Genomic DNA, 20,690 nt, shown 5'->3' with positions numbered 1-20,690 from the left:
GTTGCTCTCGGTCGTCTTGGCATGGAACGCGGCAGTGACCGCCGATCTCCTCGCTGCGTCGGCGACATACCGTGACGCGGGCGCCAACATCATCGTGGTCGAAGCCGCCGGTCGCGTCGACGGCTTGCGGTGCGCGAATCTCGCGAATCTACCCAATGTCCGTCATGCCGGCGCGCTGCGGTCCGCCGCGCGACAGATCACGCCGACCATCACTCCGGGGGTGGAGCTTCCCACCTTCGATGTCACCCCCGGCCTCCTCCCCATGCTGCGGCCCGATACGGGTGACGCATATGGTGTCTTCCTGTCCGCAGAGGCGGCGAGAGCCCTCGGTGCAGACAGGTCCAGGTTGGAGCTCGTCACGGGCGAAGCTCATCTGGCAGGCACCTTCGCCTACCCGGACGACGGTCGAAGGGCGATTCTCGGCTATGCCGCCATCGAGACGGCTCTCGTCTCGGGGGTCTTCGATCAATGTTGGGTGGACGTGTGGCCGGAGTCGCCCCGCATCCAGTCCATAGCCAGTTCGACGGTGGTGGGAGGAGACGACGCGGGTCAGGGCCCCCCGACGGTAGGTCAGCTCAACGCGTCGATGGGAATGAGCTTCAATGGCGAAGCGAAGTATCGCGGACGTGCCAGCGTGCTTGTACCGGGATCGCTCGTGGTTCTGGGGGCATCGCTCGGCTTCTTCGCCGTGCGGTCCAGGCGTTTGGAACTGGCTGCCGCTCGACTGATCGGCATCCGCCCCTTTCATCAATGCGTCATGCTCCTTCTCGAGTCGAGCGTCTGGCTGACGGTCTCGTCGGCGGTCTCGCTCGTGGCCACGTCTGCGCTATCCGCGGTGCAGGCGAGGGGCGCCTTTCCTCCGGCGATGGAGTTCTCCCTGTTCTCCGCAGCCGTGGGAATGGCCGGCGCGCTCTGCGGCGCATTGTTGGGGGTCGCATCGGTCGATGCAGGACGCGCGCTCTCGTATTTTCGTGAGCGTTAGGCAGGGCCGGTGCCTCTGGTCACGGTGCGGGGCACCCGCATGCCGCTGCGGTGATGGGGGATGCGGCACACTGACCCGCATGCACGGGGGAGCACGACGCGGTATCTGTTCGGTGGCAATCGGCCTGTCTGCGTTGCTGGCGGCGGGGTGCGGGGTGATGCCCTCGCCGGAGGCGGAGCTGAAGGACGCGCTCGCGCGCTCGGTGGACGGGGCGCAGGACACCTTCTGGCCGTATCGCGCCGACATCGTCTCCGACCCGGAGGCGGCGATCGCCCGGATCGGATTCGTCTCCGATGTGCGACCCGCGTACGCCGACCCCGCCGTCGTCCCGGCCGGGGGGTTGTACAAGCTCCTCGGCCTCGCGACATCCGATGACGGAACGACTCTGATCCTCGCGACCTCGGCGGGGGTCGAGACGGGCGGTGGACTCTTCTACGACCAGCGCAGCGCGGCCGTCTGCTTCGAGCTGCGTTTCCCTGCCGGTGAGCGGAAGATCCACACCCTCTCCTCCGACTGCACCGACGGCGCCGGCCACGGTCTCGCCGATGTCGCCGACGTCATCGACTACTCGCGCTACGGGGAGCCGGAGCCGATCGACGGACTCGACGTGCGCCGCACGGTGACCGCGGAGGACTACCCGTCGCTGCCGTGCCAGTGCGCCAGTGGCGGGACCTGCGACTGCCCGGGCGGGTGAGGCGGCCGGTGAGACCCCACCGTGGGAGGCGGGCCCGTCACGGCCGGCCTCGGAGATCCGTCTGAGCCCCCTGCACCGGTGTCAGGATGGGGCATGGCATTCGGTATGGCCCGCGACGTCCTCCGTCCCTCGGACTCCTCGCGCGCGGATCGGGTGACCTACGTCGAGCTGTTCTTCGACCTGATGTTCGTCCTGGCGCTGACGCAGCTGTCGGCCTACCTGTACGAGAACCAGACTCCGCTCGGCGCTTTCGAGGGCATCATCATGGTGTGCGCCCTGTGGTGGGCGTGGGTGTCGACCACGTGGGTGACCAACTGGCTCGACCCGGTGAAGCTCCCCGTTCGGGGCGCGGTGGTCGCACTGGGTTTCGTCGCGCTCGTGATGAGTGTGTCGATCGCTGAAGCATTCGGTGATCGGGCGTGGGCGTTCGCGCTCTCCTACGTCGTCCTCCAGGTCGGTCGAACGGCGTTCATCGTGTGGGCGACGGCGCGCCACGACCGGCGGGTGGCGCACGATTTCGCTCTGATCCTCGGGTGGACCGCCGCGGGCGGCGCCCTCTGGATCGTCGGCGCCGTGCTGCCGCATGCGTGGCAGCTGCCGTTGTGGACCGCGGCTCTCGCTCTCGAACTGCTCGGTACGACCCTCGGGTACCCGATACCGGGTCGAGGGAAAGTGCTTCTTCGATCGTGGGATCTGTCCGGCCCTCACATCGCCGAACGGACCTCGCTCTTCGTCCTCATCACCGTCGGCGAGGGGTTGCTCATAACCGGCCTCGCCTTCGTCGAGAAGGAGTCGTCAGCGTCGTCGGTCGCGTCGCTGGTGACGGCCTTCGTCACCGCCGCGGCCGCATGGTGGATCTACTTCGACCACGGCGAGCGCATCGGTGCGGAGGCGATCGAGGCGTCGGACGAACCGGCCCGACTCGCCCGCACCGCGTACACCTGGGTGCATCTCCCGATCATCGCGGGAATCGTCCTGATGAGCGTGGGCGACAAAGAGATGCTTTCGCATCCCGACCAGCGGAGTGTTTCCGCGACGATCGTCATCGTCGGCGCACCCATGCTCTTCCTCGCCGGCACCGCGCTCTTCCGGCGCACTCTCGAAAGACGGTGGTCGCGAGCTCAGCTGATCGGCCTCGTCGGTCTGGTCGCGCTCGCGGGGGTGGCCTTCTTCCTCCCGTTCTTCGACGCGCTCAGGCTGTCGATCGCGGCCGCGGTCCTTCTCGTGGGCGTGGCAGCGGGGGAGACCGTCGAGCGGATACGTCGCGGAAGGAGGGCGGGGGGATGACTCCGCGTTCGCGAGCCGCTCGCTACGGACGAAGAGTTCGCGCACGCGGAAAACCGCCTCTGGAAAGAAGGCGGTGTGAGTGCTCGGACAGTGCGTCTCCCCTGGGGATCGCCGAGGTCGGTATGCGGGGAACGCTGACGTGGTGGGCCCGGAGGGGCTCGAACCCTCGACCCGCGGATTAAAAGTCCGATGCTCTGCCAACTGAGCTACAGGCCCTGATGACTCCAGCCTACCGGGACGCCCGAGCCCGACGTGCTCACCCGCGCGAGCGCGCGACGATCCAGAACAGATAGGCCCCGCCGACGACGCCGGTGAGGAGACCGACGGGGATCTGCAGCGGCGCGAGCGCGCGCTGCGCGACGACGTCGGCGATCACGAGGACGGTCGCGCCGGTCAGGGCCGAACCGAGCAACGGGATTCCGCTCGTGCCGAAGAGGCGCCGGGCGAGCTGGGGAGCCGCGAGGGCGACGAAGCCGATCGGACCCGACACCGCGGTGGCCGTGCCGGTCAGCAGTGCGGCGACGACGAGCAGCACCAGCCGCACCCGCGGGGTGCGCACCCCCAGCGACCGGGCGGTGTCGTCGCCGAGTTCGAGGGCGCGCAGATCCCGCCGGCGCAGGATGAGCACGACACTCAGGATGCCGATCGCCCCGGCGAGCAGGGCGACGTCATCCATCGAGGTGGCGGCGAGACTGCCGTGGAGCCACTGGTCGGCGTTGCGGGCGATCTCGATCGGCGCGCGCGTCAGCAGGTAGTCGTTCGCCGCGGCCAGCAGCATCGACAGGGCGATGCCGGCCAGGATCGTGCGTTCGCGGGAGACGCCGACGCTGCGCGCGATGAGCATGACGACGGCCACTGTGAGCAGTCCGCCCATCCACGCCCCCGCGGCCGGCGACGCCGTGGGCGCCACGACGATCAGGCCGACGAGCGCGCCGGTGGCCGAGCCGGCCGTGAAGCCGACGATGTCGGGGCTCGCCAGCGGGTTGCGGGCGAGAGTCTGGAAGACGGCGCCCGCCAGACCCAGTGCCGTGCCGATCAGCAGCGCCGCGAGCACGCGGGGCACGCGCAGCCCGAGCACCACGACGCTCGTGCGAGCATCGGCGCCGCCGGAGAAGACGGACGCCACATCGCCCAGCGACGTCTGGAAGGACCCCGTGGTCACCCCCACGAGGGCGGAGCCGAGGGCGACGGTGACGATCGCCGCCGTGACCAGGGCGTACCGACGTCGTCGGGCGACGGCCGCGACGGAGCTCACGAGGCCCTCCGGATGACGAGCCACAGCAGGAGCGGGGCGCCCAGGAACGCGGCGACGATCCCCGCCTCGATCTCCCCGGGGGGAGCGATGACCCTCCCGATGACGTCGCTCGCGACCGTGAGGGCGGCGCCGGTCACCGCGGCGACCGGAAGCGACGAGCGGACGCCGACGCCGACGATCCCGCGCACGAGATGAGCGACGAGCAGTCCGATGAATGCGAGCGGTCCCGCGGCGGAGGTGGCCGTCGCGCACAGCAACGTGATGGCCGCGCCCGCGCCGAGGACCACGAGGACGGGGGACACCCCGAGTGCGCGCGCCAGGTCGGCGCCGAGGCGGAGCTCATCGAGACCGCGCGAGACGATGACGGCGAGGATCACACCCGCGAGGGCGAACGGCAGCAACTGCAGGGCGACGTCGGGATCCCGGCGCTCGAACGAGCCGACCGCCCAGAAGCGGAAGGACTCGAAGGTGTCGTCGTCCACGAGCGTGATGATCCGCACGAGCGCCCCGAGGCACGCGCTCAGCGCCACCCCCGCCAGCACGAGACCCACGGTGTCGCCGCGCCGACCCGATCGTGCTGCGGCCGTCACCAGCACCGCCGCACCCGCGGCTCCCGCGAAGGCGAACCACACGTATCCGCTCGCCGTGCCGACGCCGAAGATGGCGATCGCGGTGACCACTCCCACCGCGGCCCCCGCGTTCACGCCCAGCAGGCCCGGATCGGCGAGGGGGTTGCGCGTCACGGCCTGCATGAGCACTCCGGCCACGCCGAGGCACGCGCCCGTCAGCAGTGCCGTGAGCGTCCGCGGCGCTCGCAGCTCGTGCACGATGACGCCCACGGCATCCCGCCGATCCGAGAAGAGGGCGGCGACGACATCGCCGGGGGCGAGAGGGCGAGACCCGACGGCGAGACTCGCGACCACCAGCAGGGCCACGGCCCCGAGCATCACGAGGGTGAAGACGAGGGCGCGCGCGCGTACGCGACGACGCCGCTCGATGACGCGCTCCGCGACGGCCGACGGGAGAACGGCGGCGGTCACGTCGGTCACACAGGTAAGGATAACCTAACTGGGTGATCGTCTTTCGTTCTTCGTCCGTGACCGACCGTTTCCGTCCCCGACGCCTGCTCGGCATCCTTGCCGCCGCGACCATCCTGGCCCTCACCGGGTGCGCCGGAACGGCCGCCCCCGCGGCATCCATCGACTCCGAGGCCGGTTCGACCGGGGAGTGGGTCGTCGCGCGCGACCTCGAGCCCGGGATGGGCTCGACCGAGGGCGACGGGGTCTTCCCCCGCTCGGTGACCCACTTCGCGGGTGTGACCGAGATCCCCGCGGCCCCCACCCGCATCGCCGTGGTGTCGACGGGCCAGCTCGACGCCCTGCTCACTCTGGGCCGGGTGCCCACCGCCGCCACCCGCGCCGAGAACAGCGGACTCTTGCCCGCGTACCTTCGCGAGGCTTTCCCCCAGGATGCCGCGGCCCTGGACGCCATGACCGACATCGGCCAGCGCACGGAGCCCGACCTCGAGGCGATCGCGCAAGCCGCCCCCGATCTCATCCTCGTCAACGCCACGCGCGGCGCCGAGCTCTACGACGCTCTGTCGGCGATCGCGCCGACGGTCGTCACCAAGGGAAACGGGGTCAATTGGAAGAGCGACTTCCTCCTCATCGCCGACGCGCTCGGCGACGAGGGCGCGGCGCGGGGCGTTCTCGACTCGCTCCAGGGTGACAGCGCGGCGTTCGCCGCCGGACGCGAGGCGGAAGCGACGACCGTGTCGTTCCTGCAGTCGACGGGTGACCGCACGCGCATCATGGGTGTGCCGTCTTTCGCCGGCGGTCTCGCGCAGGATCTCGGCCTCGGTCGCCCCTCGTCGCAGCAGTTCGACGAGACGTCGCAGGAGATCAGCGCGGAGCAGATCGATCTCGCCGACGCCGACCACGTGTTCTACGCGGGCACGGGGGAGGGCGTCGCGTTCATCGAGAGCGCTCCGCTGTGGACGACGCTCGGAGCGGTCACCGACGGGCGGGCCGTACCGGTGGACTACGACCCGTGGTTCATGAATGCCGGACCCACGGCAGCCCGGCTCGTGCAGGACGAGATCATCAGCGAGGTCGATGCCGGCTGACCGGCAGACGAAAGCGAGCGCCGGACCCCCTCGCCTGGGGTCCGGCGCTCGCCGTCAGGTCCGATCGGTCGTCGATCGGTCGGATGCGTGATTGCTCACGCTCCGAGGACTTACATCGGGGGCATCAGCACCGAGTCGATGAGGTACACGGTCGCGTTGGCGGTCTGGACGCCACCGCAGATGACGTTGGTCGAGCCGTTGACCGTGATCGCGTCGCCGGAGCCGGCGACGGTGACGTCCTGGCCCTCGACGGTGGTGTGCGTGCCGTCGATCTCGTCGGGCGAGAGCTGACCCTGAACCACGTGGTACGTGAGGATCTTGGTCAGGGTGTCGGTGTCGGTCTTCAGCGAGTCGATCGTCGCGGCGTCGATCTTGGCGAAGGCGTCGTCGACCGGAGCGAAGACGGTGAACTCGCCGCCGTTGAGGGTGTCGACCAGGTTCACGTTGGGGTTCAGCTGACCGCTGACGGCCGCGGTGAGCGTGGTGAGGAGGGGGTTGTTCGAGGCGGCGACGGCGACCGGGTCAGCGGCCATGCCCTCGACCGAACCGGCACCCGAGGGAACGGCGGCGGCGTAGTCGGCGCAACCGGGGCCCACGAGGTTGGCGGCCGGGTCCATCATCGACGACGACGCCGACGCGGAGGGCGAAGCGGCCATCGAGGGCGCCGACGAGCTTTCCTCGGCGGTGCTGCCCGAGGTGGTGCCACCCGAACATGCGGTGAGAGCGAAGGCCGAACCCAGAACGAGGGCGAGACCGGCGACGACAGGCTTCTTGTTGGTGAGCATGACATTCCTCCGAAATCGTTCGGATCGCGGTCTGCGACCCGGCAGGGACACCCCGGTGCGAGGGGCGGTTCGCCGTGGAGCGGCTTACACAGGGTCTTCGGGACCCCCCGGGGATCGGATTGCGGAATGTTGCGCACGGACCCCAAAATGTCGTCCCATTTGAAGGAAAAGCCCAGATCAGAGTTGAGTAAATATTCTTGCGAATATTTTTCGAGCACCCCGTCGGGGTTCGTTCCCGCCCTCCTTAGCTCAACCGCGACGCGCGCGCGTATGCGTGGGACTCTCCAGGCCGGTAGGCAATGATGGATGACATGGTGATCGACGGCTTCGACCTCCCCGACGACGGGACGGGATCGGTCGACCAGATCGGCGCCCTTCTGATGCGCGTCGCCGCCGGCGACCGTGCCGCATTCGCGGGCGTGTACGACGCTCTCTCCGCGCGGGCCTTCGGTCTGATCCTGCGCGTGCTCGTCGACCGTGCCCAGAGCGAGGAGGTCCTGCAGGAGGTCTTCCTCGAAGTCTGGCAATCCGCTTCACGGTTCACTCCGAACAGAGGTCAAGGAAGATCGTGGGTGCTCACGATCGCGCACCGGCGAGCGGTGGACCGGGTCCGGTCGTCGCAGTCGAGTACGGATCGAGATGTGCGCGCGGGATTCCGCGATATGGACGTCGCTTATGACGATGTCTCCGAGAGAGTAGAACTGAAAATGGAAGGGCGGCGCGTCGTCGATGCATTGGCGGCGCTTCCCGACGCCCAGAAGGAAGCCCTCACGCTCGCCTATTTCGGCGGGTACAGCCAAAGTGAGATCGCGACCCTCGTCGGGGCGCCGCTCGGAACGGTCAAGACCAGAATGCGCGACGGGTTGTCGCGCTTGAGGATGGAAATGGGGGTGGACAAGTGAACGAGAGGGATTTCGCCGACCTCGCCGTCGGACACGCGTTGAACGCGTTGTCAGAGGCAGATGAGCGCGCGTACCAGGAGGCTTTGGCGGGAAATCCGCATTGGGACCACCACGTGCGCGACGCGAGCGACATCGTGACGGCGATCAGCGCCTCCGTCGAGCCCGTCGAGCCCCCGCCCTCCGTCCGCGCATCCCTGTTCGCGCGTATCTCGGAGCTCCCGCAGGACTCGGCCTCACCGGTCGACGAGTCCTCCTCGCGTCTCGATGAGGAGGACTTCGCGGCCGTGGGTGCCGCTCCGGTCGCACCCGAGCGCGAGAGCGTCACCATCGGTCCGTCCGCAGCATCCGGATGGGGACCGCGTCGGTGGTTCACGCTGGCGGCCTCGTTCGCGGCCGTGCTCGTGCTCGGCTTCGGTGCCGTGACCGTCAGCCAGATCTTCGCTCCCCCGGCCGCCGTCGTGGCGCTCCAGCAGATCGAAGACGCCCCCGACGCGCAGTCGGCGACCGCGACGATGCCCGACGGCACCGTGGCGACCGCGCACTGGTCGCCGTCGACGGGGCAGAGCGTGCTGGTCACCGACGGCATGCCGGCCCCCGAGCAGGGGAAGACCTACGAGCTGTGGTTTGTGCGCGGCGAGACGCCGATCGCCGCGGGCACCTTCGAACCGGATGCCGATGGCAAGGCCACGGCGGTCCTGCAGGGCGAGATGCACAGCGGCGATGTCATCGCCGTGACGATCGAGCCGGCGGGCGGGTCGCCCGACGGAACGCCCAGCTCTGCTCCGGTCGTCGCCGTCGCCACGGCGTGATCCACGGCCGGTGAGCGGGTCGTCCGCGGCCCGCCCGCGGCGGGGCACGCTCTAGCCTGGAATGATGAGCGACTCACCCCGCGAATTCCACAAGCCGGTCCGGCGTCCCGCCGAACTCTTCGACCGCCTGTTCTCGGCAGAGGATCCCGCCGAGGTGTCGCGCGTCGCCCACAGCACGGCTCAGGCGCTGCTGTCGCGGGTTCGCGCCGACCCGAGCGTCGACGTGGTGGAACGCCTCGTCGCCTTCACCGATGATCACGGGATCGACGACATCGCCGAACTCTGGTCGCGCTCGCCGGCCCGGTCGCTCCCCGGTGCCCTGTGGCGTCTCTACCTCCTGCAGCTGATGATCCACGACGACGCGGCGACGGCGGCGCTGCTGTACGAGCGGGGACGGGTGGAGATGGCCACCGTCGATGCGGTGGTTGCGGGGGCGCCCGCCCCGGCCGGCCCGGAGGAGCTCGTGCAGCTCATCGACACCATCCTCCGCGGGCTTTTCGACGGCGATTTCGCGGTGGCTCTCGACCGCGCCGCCGCTTTCTGCCGCGTCCAGGCGGCCGGCTCGACGCATCTGGCCGACGATTACGAGAACACCGAGTCGGAGCGCGCGACGGCGCTCACCACCCGCGCCCTCCGTCTCGCCACCTATGCCGACGACCTGTCGGCCTCCGCGTCGCTCTGGCGCCGCGACGCCCTCACCTGAGCCGCCCCCGCCTCCTTTCCGCGCAACCCCGGCCGCTTTCTCCTCGAGTGTCCAGGACGCGCCGCATCCGCACGGCGGTCGCGGCGTGTCCCGGACACTCGTCTCAGGATGCCGCGGCGCGTGCTGCTTCGGGCACCGCGCGGCGCAGAGGCCGACATCGGGTCACGCGGCGGCGCCTTCTTCCGTCGACTGTCCAGGACACGCCGAAGGCACGCGCCGGTCGCGGCGCGTCGTGGACACGCGGCCCAGGAGGGCGCAGAGCACGGACGCATGGGAGAGCGCGGCGGTCGGGAGAGAACGAGGCGGTCGACGGGCGGGAGGACTGCACGCCGCATCGATGATGAACGCCGGAAAAGATAAGTGCCGGACCGCAGAACGCCTCTCGGCGCAAGGCCGCTCAGAGCGGCAGAAGATGGAGCCCGGGGTTACTGCGGCCCGGCTAGATAAGTGTAACAAGGCCACCCCCGAGACATTCCCTCCGCGACCCCCGTTGACAAGACCCGGGCGTGTCGGGGTCTCCCCGTAGGCTCACGTCATGGTTCTGCGCTTCGCTCTCATGATCGACCCCGTGGCATCCCTCGAGAAGGGCGGCGATCTGCGAAGCACGCTCCGCGTGATCGACCCGTCTGCTCCCGCCCTCGAACTCGGCGACCTGAGCGCGCAGCGCGGTGACGGCGTCTTCGAGTCCATCGGGGTCGTCGACGGGCACCCGCACGAGGTCGGCCCGCACCTCGAACGACTTGCGCACTCGGCATCCCTGTGTGATCTGCCGGCACCCGATCTCGCGCAGTGGCGCGCGGCGATCCAGCGCGTCAGCGCCGAGGCGGGGCCGGGGGAGAGCGTCATCAAGCTCATCCTGAGTCGCGGAATCGAGGGCGGCGCGATGCCGGCCGCCTGGGTCACTCTCGCGACGGCCCCCGACAATTCCGCGGCCCGACGCGACGGCGTGCGCGTCGTGACGCTCGATCGCGGGTACCCCCTCGACGTGCCCGCCCGCGCGCCTTGGCTGCTCCTGGGAGCCAAGACGCTCTCGTACGCCGTCAACATGGCCGCGATCCGCGAGGCGAAGCGACGGGGTGCCGACGATGCCGTTTTCGTCACGACCGACGGGTTCCTCCTCGAGGCGCCCACGGCGTCCCTTCTCCTCCGCATCGACGGCCGGTTCGTCACTCCGTCGCCGAGCGCGGGGATCCTGCACGGCACGACGCAGCTGAGCGTGTTCGCGCACCTCGAGCAGCGCGGCTTCGAGACCGGGTACGAGAACGTCCCCGTGGGTGATCTCGAGCGGGCGGATGCCGCCTGGCTGCTGTCGAGCGTGCGCCTCGCGGCTCCCATCTCCGCCGTCGACGGCCGCGCCGTCGCCGTCGACCGGGGGCTCACCGACGAGCTGAACACCTTCCTGCTCGGTCGCCGCGACTGATCCGTCCCGTTCGAGAACGACGAAGGCCCCCGCAACAGCGGGGGCCTTCGTTCTCGCGGGGGCGAGTGCTTATCCGAAGCGTCCCGAGACGTAGTCCTCGGTGGCCTGCACGGTGGGTGCCGTGAAGATCGTGGAGGTGTCGTTGTACTCGATGAGCTTGCCGGGCTTGCCGGTACCCGCGATGTTGAAGAAGGCGGTCTTGTCGCTCACGCGAGACGCCTGCTGCATGTTGTGCGTGACGATGACGATCGTGTACTCGTTCTTGAGTTCGGAGATGAGCTCCTCGATCGCGAACGTCGAGATCGGGTCGAGGGCCGAGCAGGGCTCGTCCATCAGCAGGACGTCGGGGGAGACGGCGATCGCGCGGGCGATGCACAGACGCTGCTGCTGACCGCCCGAGAGGCCGCCGCCGGGCTTGTCGAGACGGTCCTTGACCTCGTTCCAGAGGTTGGCGCCCTGCAGCGACTTCTCGACGAGCGCGTCGCCGTCGCTCTTCGACAGGCGCTTGTTGTTCAGGCGCGCGCCGGCGAGGACGTTCTCGCGGATCGACATCGTGGGGAACGGGTTCGGCCGCTGGAACACCATGCCGACGTGACGACGGACGAGGACGGGGTCGACGCCCGGTCCGTAGAGGTCGTCGCCGTCGATCAGCACGCGGCCTTTGACGTGACCACCGGGGATGACTTCGTGCATACGGTTCAGCGTCCGCAGGAACGTGGACTTGCCGCAGCCGGAGGGACCGATGAAGGCGGTGACGGAGCGGGGCTCGATGTCGATCGAGACGCCCTCGACCGCGAGGAAGTCGCCGTAGTAGACGTTGAGGTCCTGGACCTCGATGCTCTTGGACACGAGAGGTGCCTTTCTGGGCTCAGCGCGCCTTGGGCGCGAACACCGCCGCCACGATACGGGCGATCAGGTTGAAGATGACGACGAGGACGACGAGGAGGAACGCGGCGCCCCAGGCGTTGGCCTGCGACGCGTCGATGTCCTGTCCGGGGAAGCTGTAGGCGGTGTACGCCATCACGGGCAGCGTCTGCATCGGGCCTTCGAACGGGTTGGCGTTGAAGTTGTCGGTGAAGCTCGCCGCGATGAAGATCGGAGCGGTCTCGCCGACGACGCGGGCGACCGCGAGCACGACACCGGTGATGATGCCCGAGGCGGCCGTGCGCAGCACGACCTTGATGATGGTCGCCGACCGCGGCACACCCAGCGCGAGGGAGGCCTCGCGCAGGTCGGCGGGCACCAGACGCAGCATCTCCTCGGTGGAGCGGATCACGATCGGGATCATCAGCACCGACAGGGCGATGGATGCCGAGAACCCGCTGAACGCCTTCGGGCCGACGATCAGGCTGAACAGCGAGAACGCGAACAGACCGGCGACGATGGAGGGGATGCCCGTCATGACGTCGACGAGGAAGGTGATCGCGCGGCGCAGCGGGTTGTTCGGCTGGGCGTACTCGACCAGGTAGACGGCCGCGAGGATGCCGATCGGGACCGAGATGAGGGCGGCGATACCCGTGATGATGAGCGTTCCGGTGATCGCCTGCCAGGCACCCGCGGTCGCCACGACCTCGAGGGTGTCGGGGTTGAATGCCGAGCCGCCGACCTGCGTGATGAACGGCAGGTTCACCACGGCGAGGCCCTTGGACACGACCGTGTAGAGCGTCGAGATGAGGGGCGCCACGGCGAGCAGGAAGGCCGCCGTGACGAGGCCGCGGATGACCCGGTCGACGGCCTTACGGCGGTTCTCGACGATGGCCGAGCCGATGCCGATGGCGATCAGGTACAGCAGCGCGGTGAGGATGAGCCACGCCGCGAGGTTGAAACCGCCGAACAGCAGCTGCAGCACGGCGACGACGATCGCGACGCCCGCGAGCACCATCGGCTCGATGAAGCGGGGCAGCTGGCCGCTGGTGAGGGCCAGCGGCGCGGAGGGAGCCGTGACGGTCATGAGCGCTTGCCCTTCTTGCGACCCTTGGCGCCGGGGCCCGTCGCGCCGATGATGTAGCGGGCGAACATGTTGACCGCCAGCGAGATGACGAACAGCATCAGACCGGTCCCGATGAGCGCCGAGCGCTGCAGGTCGGTCGCGATGGGGAAGTTCAGCGCGATGTTGGCCGCGATGGTCTGCGAGTTGTAACCGTCGGTCAGCAACAGCACCGAGTAGATGAGGCTCGGCGAGATGATCAGCGCGATGGCCATGGTCTCGCCGAGGGCCCGACCGAGTCCGAGCAGAGTGGCCGAGACCATGCCGCTGCGGGCGTAGGGGAACACCGACAGGCGGATCATCTCCCAGCGCGTCGCGCCGAGGGCCAGGGCGGCTTCTTCGTGCAGACGCGGGGTCTGCAGGAAGATCTCGCGGGTGATCGAGGTGACGATCGGGAGGATCATCACCGCGAGCACCACCCCACCGGTGAGCATCGTGGAGCCTGTCGACGACACGGGGCCCTGGAACAGCGGGATCCAGCCGAGGTACTCGTTCAGGAACTCGCCGACGGGCAGGAGCAGCGGGCGCATGACGATGATGCCCCACAGGCCGAACACGATCGAGGGGACCGCGGCGAGCAGGTCGACGACGTATCCCAGGGCGCCGGCGATGCGGCGCGGCGCGTAGTGCGAGATGAACAGCGCGATGCCGATGGCCACGGGGGTGCCGATGATCATGGCGATGAAGGCCGCCCACACGCTGCCGAAGAGCAGCGGGCCGACGTACTCCCAGAAGTTCGACCACTGGCCGTTCTGGTAGCCGGCGAGGTCGCCCTCGCTCCAGTTGGCCGTGATCGCGGGGAGACCGCGCAGGATGAGGAAGATCGCGACACCCGCGAGGATGATCATGATCGACACCGCGGCGGTGGTCGACAGACCCAGGAAGACGGAGTCGCCGACCCGGCGCTTGCCCACGATGCTCGTGCGGGCCGGGGTCGACGTGGTCGGATCGGTCGGTGCGGACGGGGCGGTCTCGGTGTCGGAGACGGTGTCAGTCACGGGGGACCTCACGCTCGGCACGGGTCATGGGTGCTCCTCGGTCGGGTGTTCTCTGAGGATTCGGCTCAGCGGAGCGTTCGACCCGGGTCGAACGTTCCGATCAGCCCGGCCCGACCCGCACGAAAAATGCGGGCCGGGCCGAAACCGAAGAGATGTTTACTTGATGGCGGCGAGCGTCTCGGCCGCGGCCTCGAGCACCGAGTCGGGCAGCGGCGCCGAGCCGGCGTTCTTCGCGGCGACCTGCTGGCCGAGCGAGCTGGTGACGAAGCCGAGGTACGACTTCACGAGCTCGGCCTGCTTGGCGTCCTTGAAGGTGGTGCAGGTGATCGCGTACGACACGAGCGGGATCGGGTAGGTCTCGGCCGTGAGCTTCGAGTAGTCGAACTTCTTCGCCAGGTCGCCCGTGACACCGGTGGAGGCGTCGACGGCCGCGGCCTCAAACGTCGCGGTGACGGCTTCGGCGCTGTAGGCGACGGCGGTGCCGTCCTGGACGATCGACGCGGCGTTGAGGTCGCCGATGGCCGAGTGGTCGGCGTAGCCGATCGTGCCCGAGCCGGCCTTGACGGCCTCGACGACGCCCGAGCCGCCCTTCTGCTTCGAGACGTTGCCCTCGATCGGCCAGTCCTTCCCGGCGGGCGAGGTCCACACCGACGACTGGGTCGCGGCGAGGTAGTTCGTGAAGTTCTGGGTCGTGCCCGAGCCGTCCGAGCGTGCGACGGTGGTGATGGCGCCGGCGGGAAGCGCGGTGCCGTTGTCCTTCGTGATGGCCGGGTCGGACCAGTCGGTGATCTGCAGAGCGAAGATCTTCGCGATGGTCTCGCCCGAGAGCTTCAGGTCGGTGACACCGGGGATGTTGAAGATGATCGCGACACCGTCGAGGTAGACGGGGATGTTGACGCCGCCCTCGGTGCACAGGGCCTCGGACTGGGTGGTCTGGTCGGCGTTGAGGGGGGCGTCGGAGCCGGCGAAGTCGTACGCGCCGCTCAGGAAGTTGGTGACGCCACCGCCGGAGCCCTGCGACTTGTCGTAGTTGATCGTGACGCCCTTGGCCTGCGCGTTGTAGGCGCTGGTCCACGCGGCCTGCGCGTTGGACTGGGCGCTGGAGCCGCCCGCGGTGATCGTGCCCGAGAGGTTCGGGTCGATGCTGAACGCCACGTCGGACGACGTGGGGGATGCCGAGGAGCCCGCGGCGTCGCCGGAGCCCGAGGTGCCGGCGCAGCCGGCGAGAGTCAGGGAGGCCACGGCGGCCACGGTGCCCAGCTGGGCGAGTCGGGAGAGCTTCACGATGTGAATCCTTCGCATGTTTGGGGACGGAACCCGGTGCAGGGTTCGTCGGGAACGGTAAACAGCGACTCTTAAGAGTGTGCGTTGCATGGGTGAACGGAAGGTGAACCGGGGTGGCCCGTCCGGGGTGTTCGCCTGGGCCTTGTACTGTTCAGCCCCGTGACGACCTCTGCCTTCGCCGCCCAGGGCCCGCTCGATCGAACGGATGCCGCCGCCCCCGCGCGCACGCTCATCGATCTGCTGTCGGCGGTGGCCGCCCGGCATCCGGAAGCATCGGCGATCGACGACGGATCGGGCGCCCTGAGCTACCGCGAGCTGCTGGCCCGCGTCTGGCGGACGGCCGCGGCCCTTCACGATGCCGGCGTACGCCGCGGTGACCGGGTGGGGGTGCGGATGCCGTCGGGGTCGAAGGAGCTCTACGTCTCGATCCTCGCGGTGATGGCCGCGGGGGCGGCCTATGTTCCCGTCGATGCCGACGACCCCGACGAGCGCGCGCGGCTGGTGTTCGGGGAGGCGGGCGTGCGCGGGATCGTCGCGGGCGACGGGGAGTTCGTCTCGGGCGACGGTACGGGCGACCTCGTGCGGTTGTACGAGGGAGAGGCGCCCCACCCGAGCACGAGCGCCGTGCCGATCGTGGCGCCGCCCTCCGTCGACGACGACGCCTGGATCATCTTCACCTCGGGGTCGACGGGGGTGCCGAAGGGAGTCGCCGTCTCGCACCGATCCGCGGCGGCGTTCGTCGAAGCCGAGGGACGCATCTTCGTGCAGGACGAGCCGCTCGGCCCGGGAGACCGCGTGCTGGCCGGTCTCTCCGTCGCCTTCGACGCCTCGTGCGAGGAGATGTGGCTCGCCTGGGGGCATGGCGCGTGCCTCGTCCCCGCCCCTCGCTCTCTCGTGCGGTCCGGGGAGGACCTGGCGCCGTGGCTGCTGCGTCAGGGCATCACGGTCGTGTCCACCGTGCCCACCCTCGCCGCGATGTGGCCCGCGGACTCCATCGAGAACGTGCGCCTGCTGATCTTCGGCGGCGAGGCCTGTCCGCCCGAGCTCGCCGCCCGCCTCGTCGCCGAGGGGCGCGAGGTGTGGAACACCTACGGCCCGACCGAGGCCACCGTCGTGGCCTGCGCCGCACGGCTGGACGGCTCGCTTCCCGTGCGCATCGGCCTGCCGCTCGACGGGTGGGCGCTCGCCGTGGTCGACGGCGAGGGTCGGCCGGTGGCCGAGGGAGAGGTCGGCGAGCTGATCATCGGGGGTGTGGGGCTCGCGCGCTATCTCGATCCGGCCAAGGATGCCGAGAAATACGCGCCGATGCCGACACTCGGCTGGGAGCGGGCGTACCGCTCGGGCGATCTCGTGCGCTTCGACACGGAGGGGCTGGTGTTCCAGGGTCGCGCCGACGATCAGGTGAAGGTCGGGGGCCGCCGCATCGAGCTGGGCGAGGTCGAGTCGGCCCTCCAGGACCTGCCGCAGGTGAGCGCGGCGACCGTCGCCGTGCGCACGACCGAAGCCGGCGTACCGGTGCTCGTGGGATACCTCGTGATGGAGGAGGGTCGTGAGCTCGACCGGCACGCGGCCCGAGAGCTGCTGGCCGAGCGTCTGCCGGCGGCGACCATCCCGCTTCTGGGTGTCGTCGAGTCGCTGCCCGTGCGCACCTCGGGGAAGGTCGATCGCGCGGCGCTGCCGTGGCCGTTGCCCGGGGTGGAAACCCCCGCCGCCACCGACTTCTCGGCCGACGAGTCCTGGCTCGCCGAGCAGTGGCAGGCGGTGCTGGGAATGCCGGTCACCGATCGCAAGGCCGACTTCTTCGACCTCGGGGGCGGGTCCCTCGCCGCGGCGCAGCTCGTCTCGCGCATCCGCGCCCGTGTGCCGGAGTTCTCGGTGGCCGACATCTACGACGTGCCGCGGCTGGGTGCGATGGCCAAGGCGCTTGGACCGCAGTTGGCCGATGAGACGCCGGCATCCTTCCACCGGGCCGCCCCGACGCCGCGCACGACGCAATGGGTGCAGACGGTGCTGGGCGCTCCGCTGTTCATCCTCTCCGGCATCCGATGGCTCTTGTACCTGCTCACCGCGTCCGCGATCCTGCGGCTCCTGCCCGGATTCGACGTGCTGCCGAGCGTCCCGTGGCCCGTGCTGGTGATCGGCCTGCTCGTGTTCGCGACGCCCTTCGGGCGCATGGCGATCGCCGTGGCATCCGCTCGTCTCCTGCTCGCGGGGGTCCGCGCGGGTGACTATCCGCGCGGAGGCTGGGTGCACATCCGACTCTGGCTCGCCGAGCAGATCTCCGATCAGGTGGATGCGGTCGGCCTGGCGGGGGCGCCGTGGGTGTCGTACTACGCGCGCGCGCTCGGCGCGCGGATCGGGCGCGACGTCGATCTGCACGCGCTGCCGCCGGTGACGGGGCTGCTCGTCGTCGGCGACGGTGCGTCGATCGAACCGGAGGTGGATCTCACCGGGTACTGGATCGACGGCGACCTCGTGCGCATCGGCGAGGTGCGCATCGGCGCAGAGGCGACGGTGGGGGCGCGCTCCACCCTCGCGCCGGGAACGCGCATCGGGCGACGCGCCGAGATCGCGCCGGGTTCGGCCGTCTTCGGCCGCGTGAAGGCCGACCAGTCCTGGGCCGGTTCCCCCGCCGTCCGCGTCGGCGGCACCGCCAAGGACTGGCCGACGGAGCGCCCGGCCACACCGACGCGGTGGCTCTGGGCTTACGCCGGTTCGGCGGTGCTGCTCGCCCTCCTACCGTTGTCCGCCTTCACCGTCGGCGGGCTCGTGCTCGCGCACGGGGTGCGCGGATCCGCGACCCTCGGCGCCGCCGCGGGAGCGGCCTTCGCGTGGCTCGTGCCCGCCGTCGCGGTCACCGGCCTCGTGTTCGCGGCATCCGTGGTGCTGCTCGTGCGGCTGCTCTCGCTCGGTCTCGTCGAGGGGACGCATCCCGTGCGCAGCCGCGTCGCGTGGCAGGCCTGGACGATCGAGCGCCTCCTGGATGCCGGGCGCACGATCCTCTTCCCGCTGTACTCGTCGCTGTTCACCCCCGTCTGGCTGCGGATGCTGGGCGCGCGCGTCGGTCGCGACGTCGAGGCGTCCACGGTTCTGCTCATCCCGTCGATGACCCGCATCGAGGACGGTGCGTTCCTCGCCGACGACACCATGGTCGCCTCCTACGAACTGCACGCCGGGTGGCTGCGACTCGGGCCCGTGCGCATCGGGAAGCGCGCATTCCTGGGCAACTCGGGGATGGCGGCTCCGGGCCACCGCGTGCCGCGCGACGGGCTCGTGGCCGTGCTGTCGGCCGCGCCGCGCAAAGCGAAGGCCGGGTCGTCGTGGCTCGGTTCGCCCGCGGTGCGCCTGCGACGGTTGTCCGCGGAGGGCGACGAGTCGCGCACGTACCGGCCGACGGCGCGGCTCCGGCTGGCCCGTACGCTGTGGGAGCTGTGCCGTTTCGTTCCGGTGGTCGTGACGTGCGGCATCGGCCTCGGCGTGATCTTCGCGCTCGCCGCGCTGTGGGAGGGCCTCGGCCCCGTGTGGACGCTGCTGCTGTCGGGGGTCGTGATGCTCGCGGCCGGTGCGGTGGCGGCCGGGATGTCGACCGCGGCGAAGTGGGCCATCGTCGGCGTCATCCGGGCGGGGGAGCAGCCGTTGTGGTCGAGCTTCGTCTGGCGCACCGAGGTGTCGGACACCTTCACCGAGATGGTCGCCGCACCCTGGTTCGCCCGCGCGGCGGCCGGGACGCCGGCCCTTGCGGTCTGGTTGCGCAGCCTGGGCGCGCGCATCGGCCGGGGCGTGTGGTGCGACAGCTATTGGCTGCCGGAGCCCGATCTCGTGACCCTCGGCGACGCATCGACGGTCAATCGGGGCTGCGTGGTGCAGACGCACCTTTTCCATGATCGAATCATGAGCATGGACACCGTCGAGCTCGAGCCCGGGGCGACCCTCGGGCCTCACAGCGTGGTGCTGCCCGCCTCGACCCTGGGCGCGCACGCGACCGTCGGTCCGGCCTCGCTGGTCATGCGCGGGGAGACCGTCCCCGTCGGCTCGCGGTGGAGCGGCAACCCCATCGGCCCCTGGCGCGCGGTGAAGGTGCGCGCCTACCAGTCGACGACGTGAGCGGCGCCGATTCCTACGCCCCGCAGAGCGGAGACAGGTCGTACGACGTCGAGTCGTACGACCTGTCTCTGACCTATCGCGTCCGCACCAACCGCCTCGACGGGGTGGCGACGATCGTGGGCATCGCCCGGGAGTCCCTGTCGTCGTTCGCCCTCGACCTCGTCGGCCTGCGGACCGGACGCGTGCGGATGGACGGCGCCCCCGCGCGTTTCGCCGCGGGACCGCGCGTGCTGCGCGTCACCCCCGGCCGCACGATCGCGCCGGGGGAGCGCTTCGCGGTGGAGGTGACATACGGTGGTGCCCCCGCCCCTCGACGCTCGCGGTGGGGCACGGTGGGCTGGGAGGAGCTGACCGACGGCGCCCTGGTCGCGGGGCAGCCGATCGGTGCCCCCACGTGGTTCCCGTGCAACGACCGCCCCGATGCCCGGGCGCGCATGCGGATGGCGATCACCGTCGACGACGGCTACGCGGTCGCGGCCACCGGGGTGGGGGGAGCGACCGCCCGCCGCGGCGGACGGGTGACGACGACTTTCACCTCCGACGTGCCCACGGCGACCTATCTCGCGGCGGTCCACGTCGGTCGGTACCGGACGCGTCCGCTCGTCGGCAGCGGCGACGGAGTCATCCCGCCCGTGTCGGTCACGGCTCCGCCCGCGTTGACGTCGGCCGCGGATCGGGCATTCGCGACGGTGCCCGACATGCTGCGGCTGTTCGACCGGCTGTTCGGCCCCTATCCCCAGGAGGCGTGCAGCCTCGTCGTGACGGCCGACGAGCTGGAGATCCCGCTCGAGGCGCAGGGGCTCGCCGTTTTCGGCATGAACCACCTCGTCCCCGCTGCGCAGCGGCTCGTCGCCCACGAACTCGCCCACCAGTGGTTCGGCAACAGCGTCGGACTCGCGCGCTGGAGCGACATCTGGCTGAACGAGGGCTTCGCCTGCTACGCGGAGTGGCTGTGGTCGGAGGAGTCCGGCGGCACCGACGTCGAGACCTGCGTCGCCGAGAACTACGCGGGTCTGGTGGCGAAGCCCCGCGACCTGCTGCTGGTCGACCCCGGTCCCGACGACATGTTCGACGACCGCGTCTACAAACGTGGCGCGATCGCCCTGCACGCGGTTCGGCGCGAGGTCGGTGACGCCGCGTTCTTCGACCTGCTGCGCGCGTGGACGGCCGAGCATCGTCACCGCCTCGTGACGACCGACGACTTCCGCCGCGCCGTGGAGGCTGCCGGGGGAGGGGATGCCGCGACGGTGCTGTCGCGATGGATCGACCACCGGGCTCTTCCCCCTCGTCCCTGAGCGGGTCGCGCGCCGCGCCCTCTCGGGCGATCACGTCGTGGGACTCGATAGCGCGATCGC

General features: G+C 70.1%; 17 protein-coding genes and 1 tRNA gene. 10 read left to right on the top strand and 8 right to left on the bottom strand.

Annotated elements, in window-relative coordinates; translation table 11 throughout:
* Positions 1–34 precede the first annotated feature (34 nt).
* From AB0230_RS07390 to AB0230_RS07380, 3 genes are all read left to right on the top strand, one after another.
* Positions 35–982 carry a hypothetical protein gene (locus tag AB0230_RS07390; RefSeq protein WP_366374911.1) on the top strand — a complete coding sequence of 316 codons (948 nt, stop codon included), beginning with the start codon at positions 35–37 and terminating at the stop codon, positions 980–982.
* A gap of 157 nt (positions 983–1,139) precedes the next feature.
* Positions 1,140–1,676, top strand: coding sequence for a hypothetical protein (locus tag AB0230_RS07385; protein ID WP_366374909.1), 537 nt, complete (start codon positions 1,140–1,142; stop codon positions 1,674–1,676).
* Positions 1,677–1,769: 93 nt separating this feature from the next.
* Positions 1,770–2,963, top strand: a complete 1,194-nt coding sequence (locus AB0230_RS07380) for a low temperature requirement protein A (RefSeq protein ID WP_366374907.1) — start codon at positions 1,770–1,772, stop codon at positions 2,961–2,963.
* A gap of 140 nt (positions 2,964–3,103) precedes the next feature.
* On the opposite strand, the gene AB0230_RS07375 is transcribed toward AB0230_RS07380, so the two are convergent.
* The 3 genes from AB0230_RS07375 to AB0230_RS07365 form a co-directional block, all read right to left on the bottom strand.
* Positions 3,104–3,179 (bottom strand) — tRNA-Lys (locus tag AB0230_RS07375).
* Positions 3,180–3,219: 40 nt separating this feature from the next.
* Positions 3,220–4,218, bottom strand: coding sequence for an iron chelate uptake ABC transporter family permease subunit (locus tag AB0230_RS07370; protein WP_366374905.1), 999 nt, complete (start codon positions 4,216–4,218; stop codon positions 3,220–3,222).
* Positions 4,215–5,267, bottom strand: coding sequence for an iron ABC transporter permease (locus tag AB0230_RS07365; RefSeq protein WP_366374903.1), 1,053 nt, complete (start codon positions 5,265–5,267; stop codon positions 4,215–4,217). The genes AB0230_RS07370 and AB0230_RS07365 overlap by 4 nt, the downstream gene beginning before the upstream one ends.
* A gap of 23 nt (positions 5,268–5,290) precedes the next feature.
* Here AB0230_RS07365 and AB0230_RS07360 point away from each other — a divergent pair, with 23 nt between their 5' ends.
* Entirely contained in the window at positions 5,291–6,343 is a 1,053-nt protein-coding gene (locus tag AB0230_RS07360; protein WP_366374901.1) for an iron-siderophore ABC transporter substrate-binding protein, read from the top strand.
* A gap of 110 nt (positions 6,344–6,453) precedes the next feature.
* Here the strand turns inward: AB0230_RS07360 and AB0230_RS07355 are convergent, their stop codons facing one another.
* The gene (locus AB0230_RS07355; protein WP_315994815.1) at positions 6,454–7,128 is read right to left on the bottom strand and encodes a fasciclin domain-containing protein; all 675 of its coding nucleotides are present in this window, start codon (positions 7,126–7,128) and stop codon (positions 6,454–6,456) included.
* Positions 7,129–7,427: 299 nt separating this feature from the next.
* On the opposite strand from AB0230_RS07355, the gene sigK reads away from it, so the two are divergent.
* The 4 genes from sigK to AB0230_RS07335 all read left to right on the top strand — a co-directional run bounded on the left by sigK (position 7,428) and on the right by AB0230_RS07335 (position 10,962).
* On the top strand, positions 7,428–8,030 hold the full coding sequence (gene sigK, locus AB0230_RS07350; RefSeq protein ID WP_366374899.1) for an ECF RNA polymerase sigma factor SigK: 603 nt from the start codon (positions 7,428–7,430) through the stop codon (positions 8,028–8,030).
* Positions 8,027–8,839 carry an anti-sigma factor gene (locus AB0230_RS07345; RefSeq protein ID WP_315994813.1) on the top strand — a complete coding sequence of 271 codons (813 nt, stop codon included), beginning with the start codon at positions 8,027–8,029 and terminating at the stop codon, positions 8,837–8,839. The genes sigK and AB0230_RS07345 overlap by 4 nt, the downstream gene beginning before the upstream one ends.
* A gap of 64 nt (positions 8,840–8,903) precedes the next feature.
* Positions 8,904–9,542 carry a DNA-directed RNA polymerase subunit beta gene (locus AB0230_RS07340; protein WP_315994812.1) on the top strand — a complete coding sequence of 213 codons (639 nt, stop codon included), beginning with the start codon at positions 8,904–8,906 and terminating at the stop codon, positions 9,540–9,542.
* A 535-nt stretch (positions 9,543–10,077) separates the two neighbouring features.
* Positions 10,078–10,962 carry an aminodeoxychorismate lyase gene (locus AB0230_RS07335; protein ID WP_366374896.1) on the top strand — a complete coding sequence of 295 codons (885 nt, stop codon included), beginning with the start codon at positions 10,078–10,080 and terminating at the stop codon, positions 10,960–10,962.
* A 69-nt stretch (positions 10,963–11,031) separates the two neighbouring features.
* On the opposite strand, the gene pstB is transcribed toward AB0230_RS07335, so the two are convergent.
* The 4 genes from pstB to AB0230_RS07315 form a co-directional block, all read right to left on the bottom strand.
* Positions 11,032–11,811, bottom strand: a complete 780-nt coding sequence (gene pstB, locus AB0230_RS07330) for a phosphate ABC transporter ATP-binding protein PstB (protein ID WP_366374894.1) — start codon at positions 11,809–11,811, stop codon at positions 11,032–11,034.
* 19 nt (positions 11,812–11,830) lie between these two features.
* Positions 11,831–12,913 carry a phosphate ABC transporter permease PstA gene (pstA, locus tag AB0230_RS07325; protein WP_363389901.1) on the bottom strand — a complete coding sequence of 361 codons (1,083 nt, stop codon included), beginning with the start codon at positions 12,911–12,913 and terminating at the stop codon, positions 11,831–11,833.
* The gene (gene pstC / locus AB0230_RS07320; protein ID WP_315995265.1) at positions 12,910–13,866 is read right to left on the bottom strand and encodes a phosphate ABC transporter permease subunit PstC; all 957 of its coding nucleotides are present in this window, start codon (positions 13,864–13,866) and stop codon (positions 12,910–12,912) included. Before pstC ends, pstA begins: the two co-directional genes overlap by 4 nt.
* A gap of 237 nt (positions 13,867–14,103) precedes the next feature.
* Positions 14,104–15,231: a phosphate ABC transporter substrate-binding protein PstS gene (locus AB0230_RS07315; protein WP_315994809.1), complete on the bottom strand. Its 1,128-nt coding sequence runs from the start codon at positions 15,229–15,231 to the stop codon at positions 14,104–14,106.
* Positions 15,232–15,390: 159 nt separating this feature from the next.
* Between AB0230_RS07315 and AB0230_RS07310 the strand changes: the two genes are divergently transcribed.
* Together AB0230_RS07310 and AB0230_RS07305 are read left to right on the top strand one after the other, a co-directional pair.
* Positions 15,391–19,335: a Pls/PosA family non-ribosomal peptide synthetase gene (locus AB0230_RS07310; RefSeq protein ID WP_366374891.1), complete on the top strand. Its 3,945-nt coding sequence runs from the start codon at positions 15,391–15,393 to the stop codon at positions 19,333–19,335.
* Positions 19,332–20,630 (top strand): M1 family metallopeptidase, encoded by a 1,299-nt coding sequence (locus AB0230_RS07305; RefSeq protein ID WP_366374889.1) that lies wholly within the window; start codon positions 19,332–19,334, stop codon positions 20,628–20,630. The genes AB0230_RS07310 and AB0230_RS07305 overlap by 4 nt, the downstream gene beginning before the upstream one ends.
* Positions 20,631–20,690 lie beyond the last annotated feature (60 nt).

It is taken from the genome of Microbacterium sp. NPDC089190 (assembly GCF_040701795.1).
Lineage (GTDB): Bacteria > Actinomycetota > Actinomycetes > Actinomycetales > Microbacteriaceae > Microbacterium > Microbacterium galbum.
The sequence above is the reverse complement of the archived record's forward strand: the minus strand, read 5'-3'. Positions and strand labels throughout refer to the sequence as shown.

Coding starts and splice junctions, on each gene's coding strand:
- AB0230_RS07385 (WP_366374909.1), top strand. CDS start 1,140: ATGCCCTCGCCGGAGGCGGAGCTGAAGGACGCGCTCGCGCGCTCGGTG.
- AB0230_RS07380 (WP_366374907.1), top strand. CDS start 1,770: ATGGCATTCGGTATGGCCCGCGACGTCCTCCGTCCCTCGGACTCCTCG.
- AB0230_RS07355 (WP_315994815.1), bottom strand. CDS start 7,128: ATGCTCACCAACAAGAAGCCTGTCGTCGCCGGTCTCGCCCTCGTTCTG.
- sigK (WP_366374899.1), top strand. CDS start 7,428: ATGATGGATGACATGGTGATCGACGGCTTCGACCTCCCCGACGACGGG.
- AB0230_RS07340 (WP_315994812.1), top strand. CDS start 8,904: ATGAGCGACTCACCCCGCGAATTCCACAAGCCGGTCCGGCGTCCCGCC.
- AB0230_RS07335 (WP_366374896.1), top strand. CDS start 10,078: ATGGTTCTGCGCTTCGCTCTCATGATCGACCCCGTGGCATCCCTCGAG.
- pstA (WP_363389901.1), bottom strand. CDS start 12,913: ATGACCGTCACGGCTCCCTCCGCGCCGCTGGCCCTCACCAGCGGCCAG.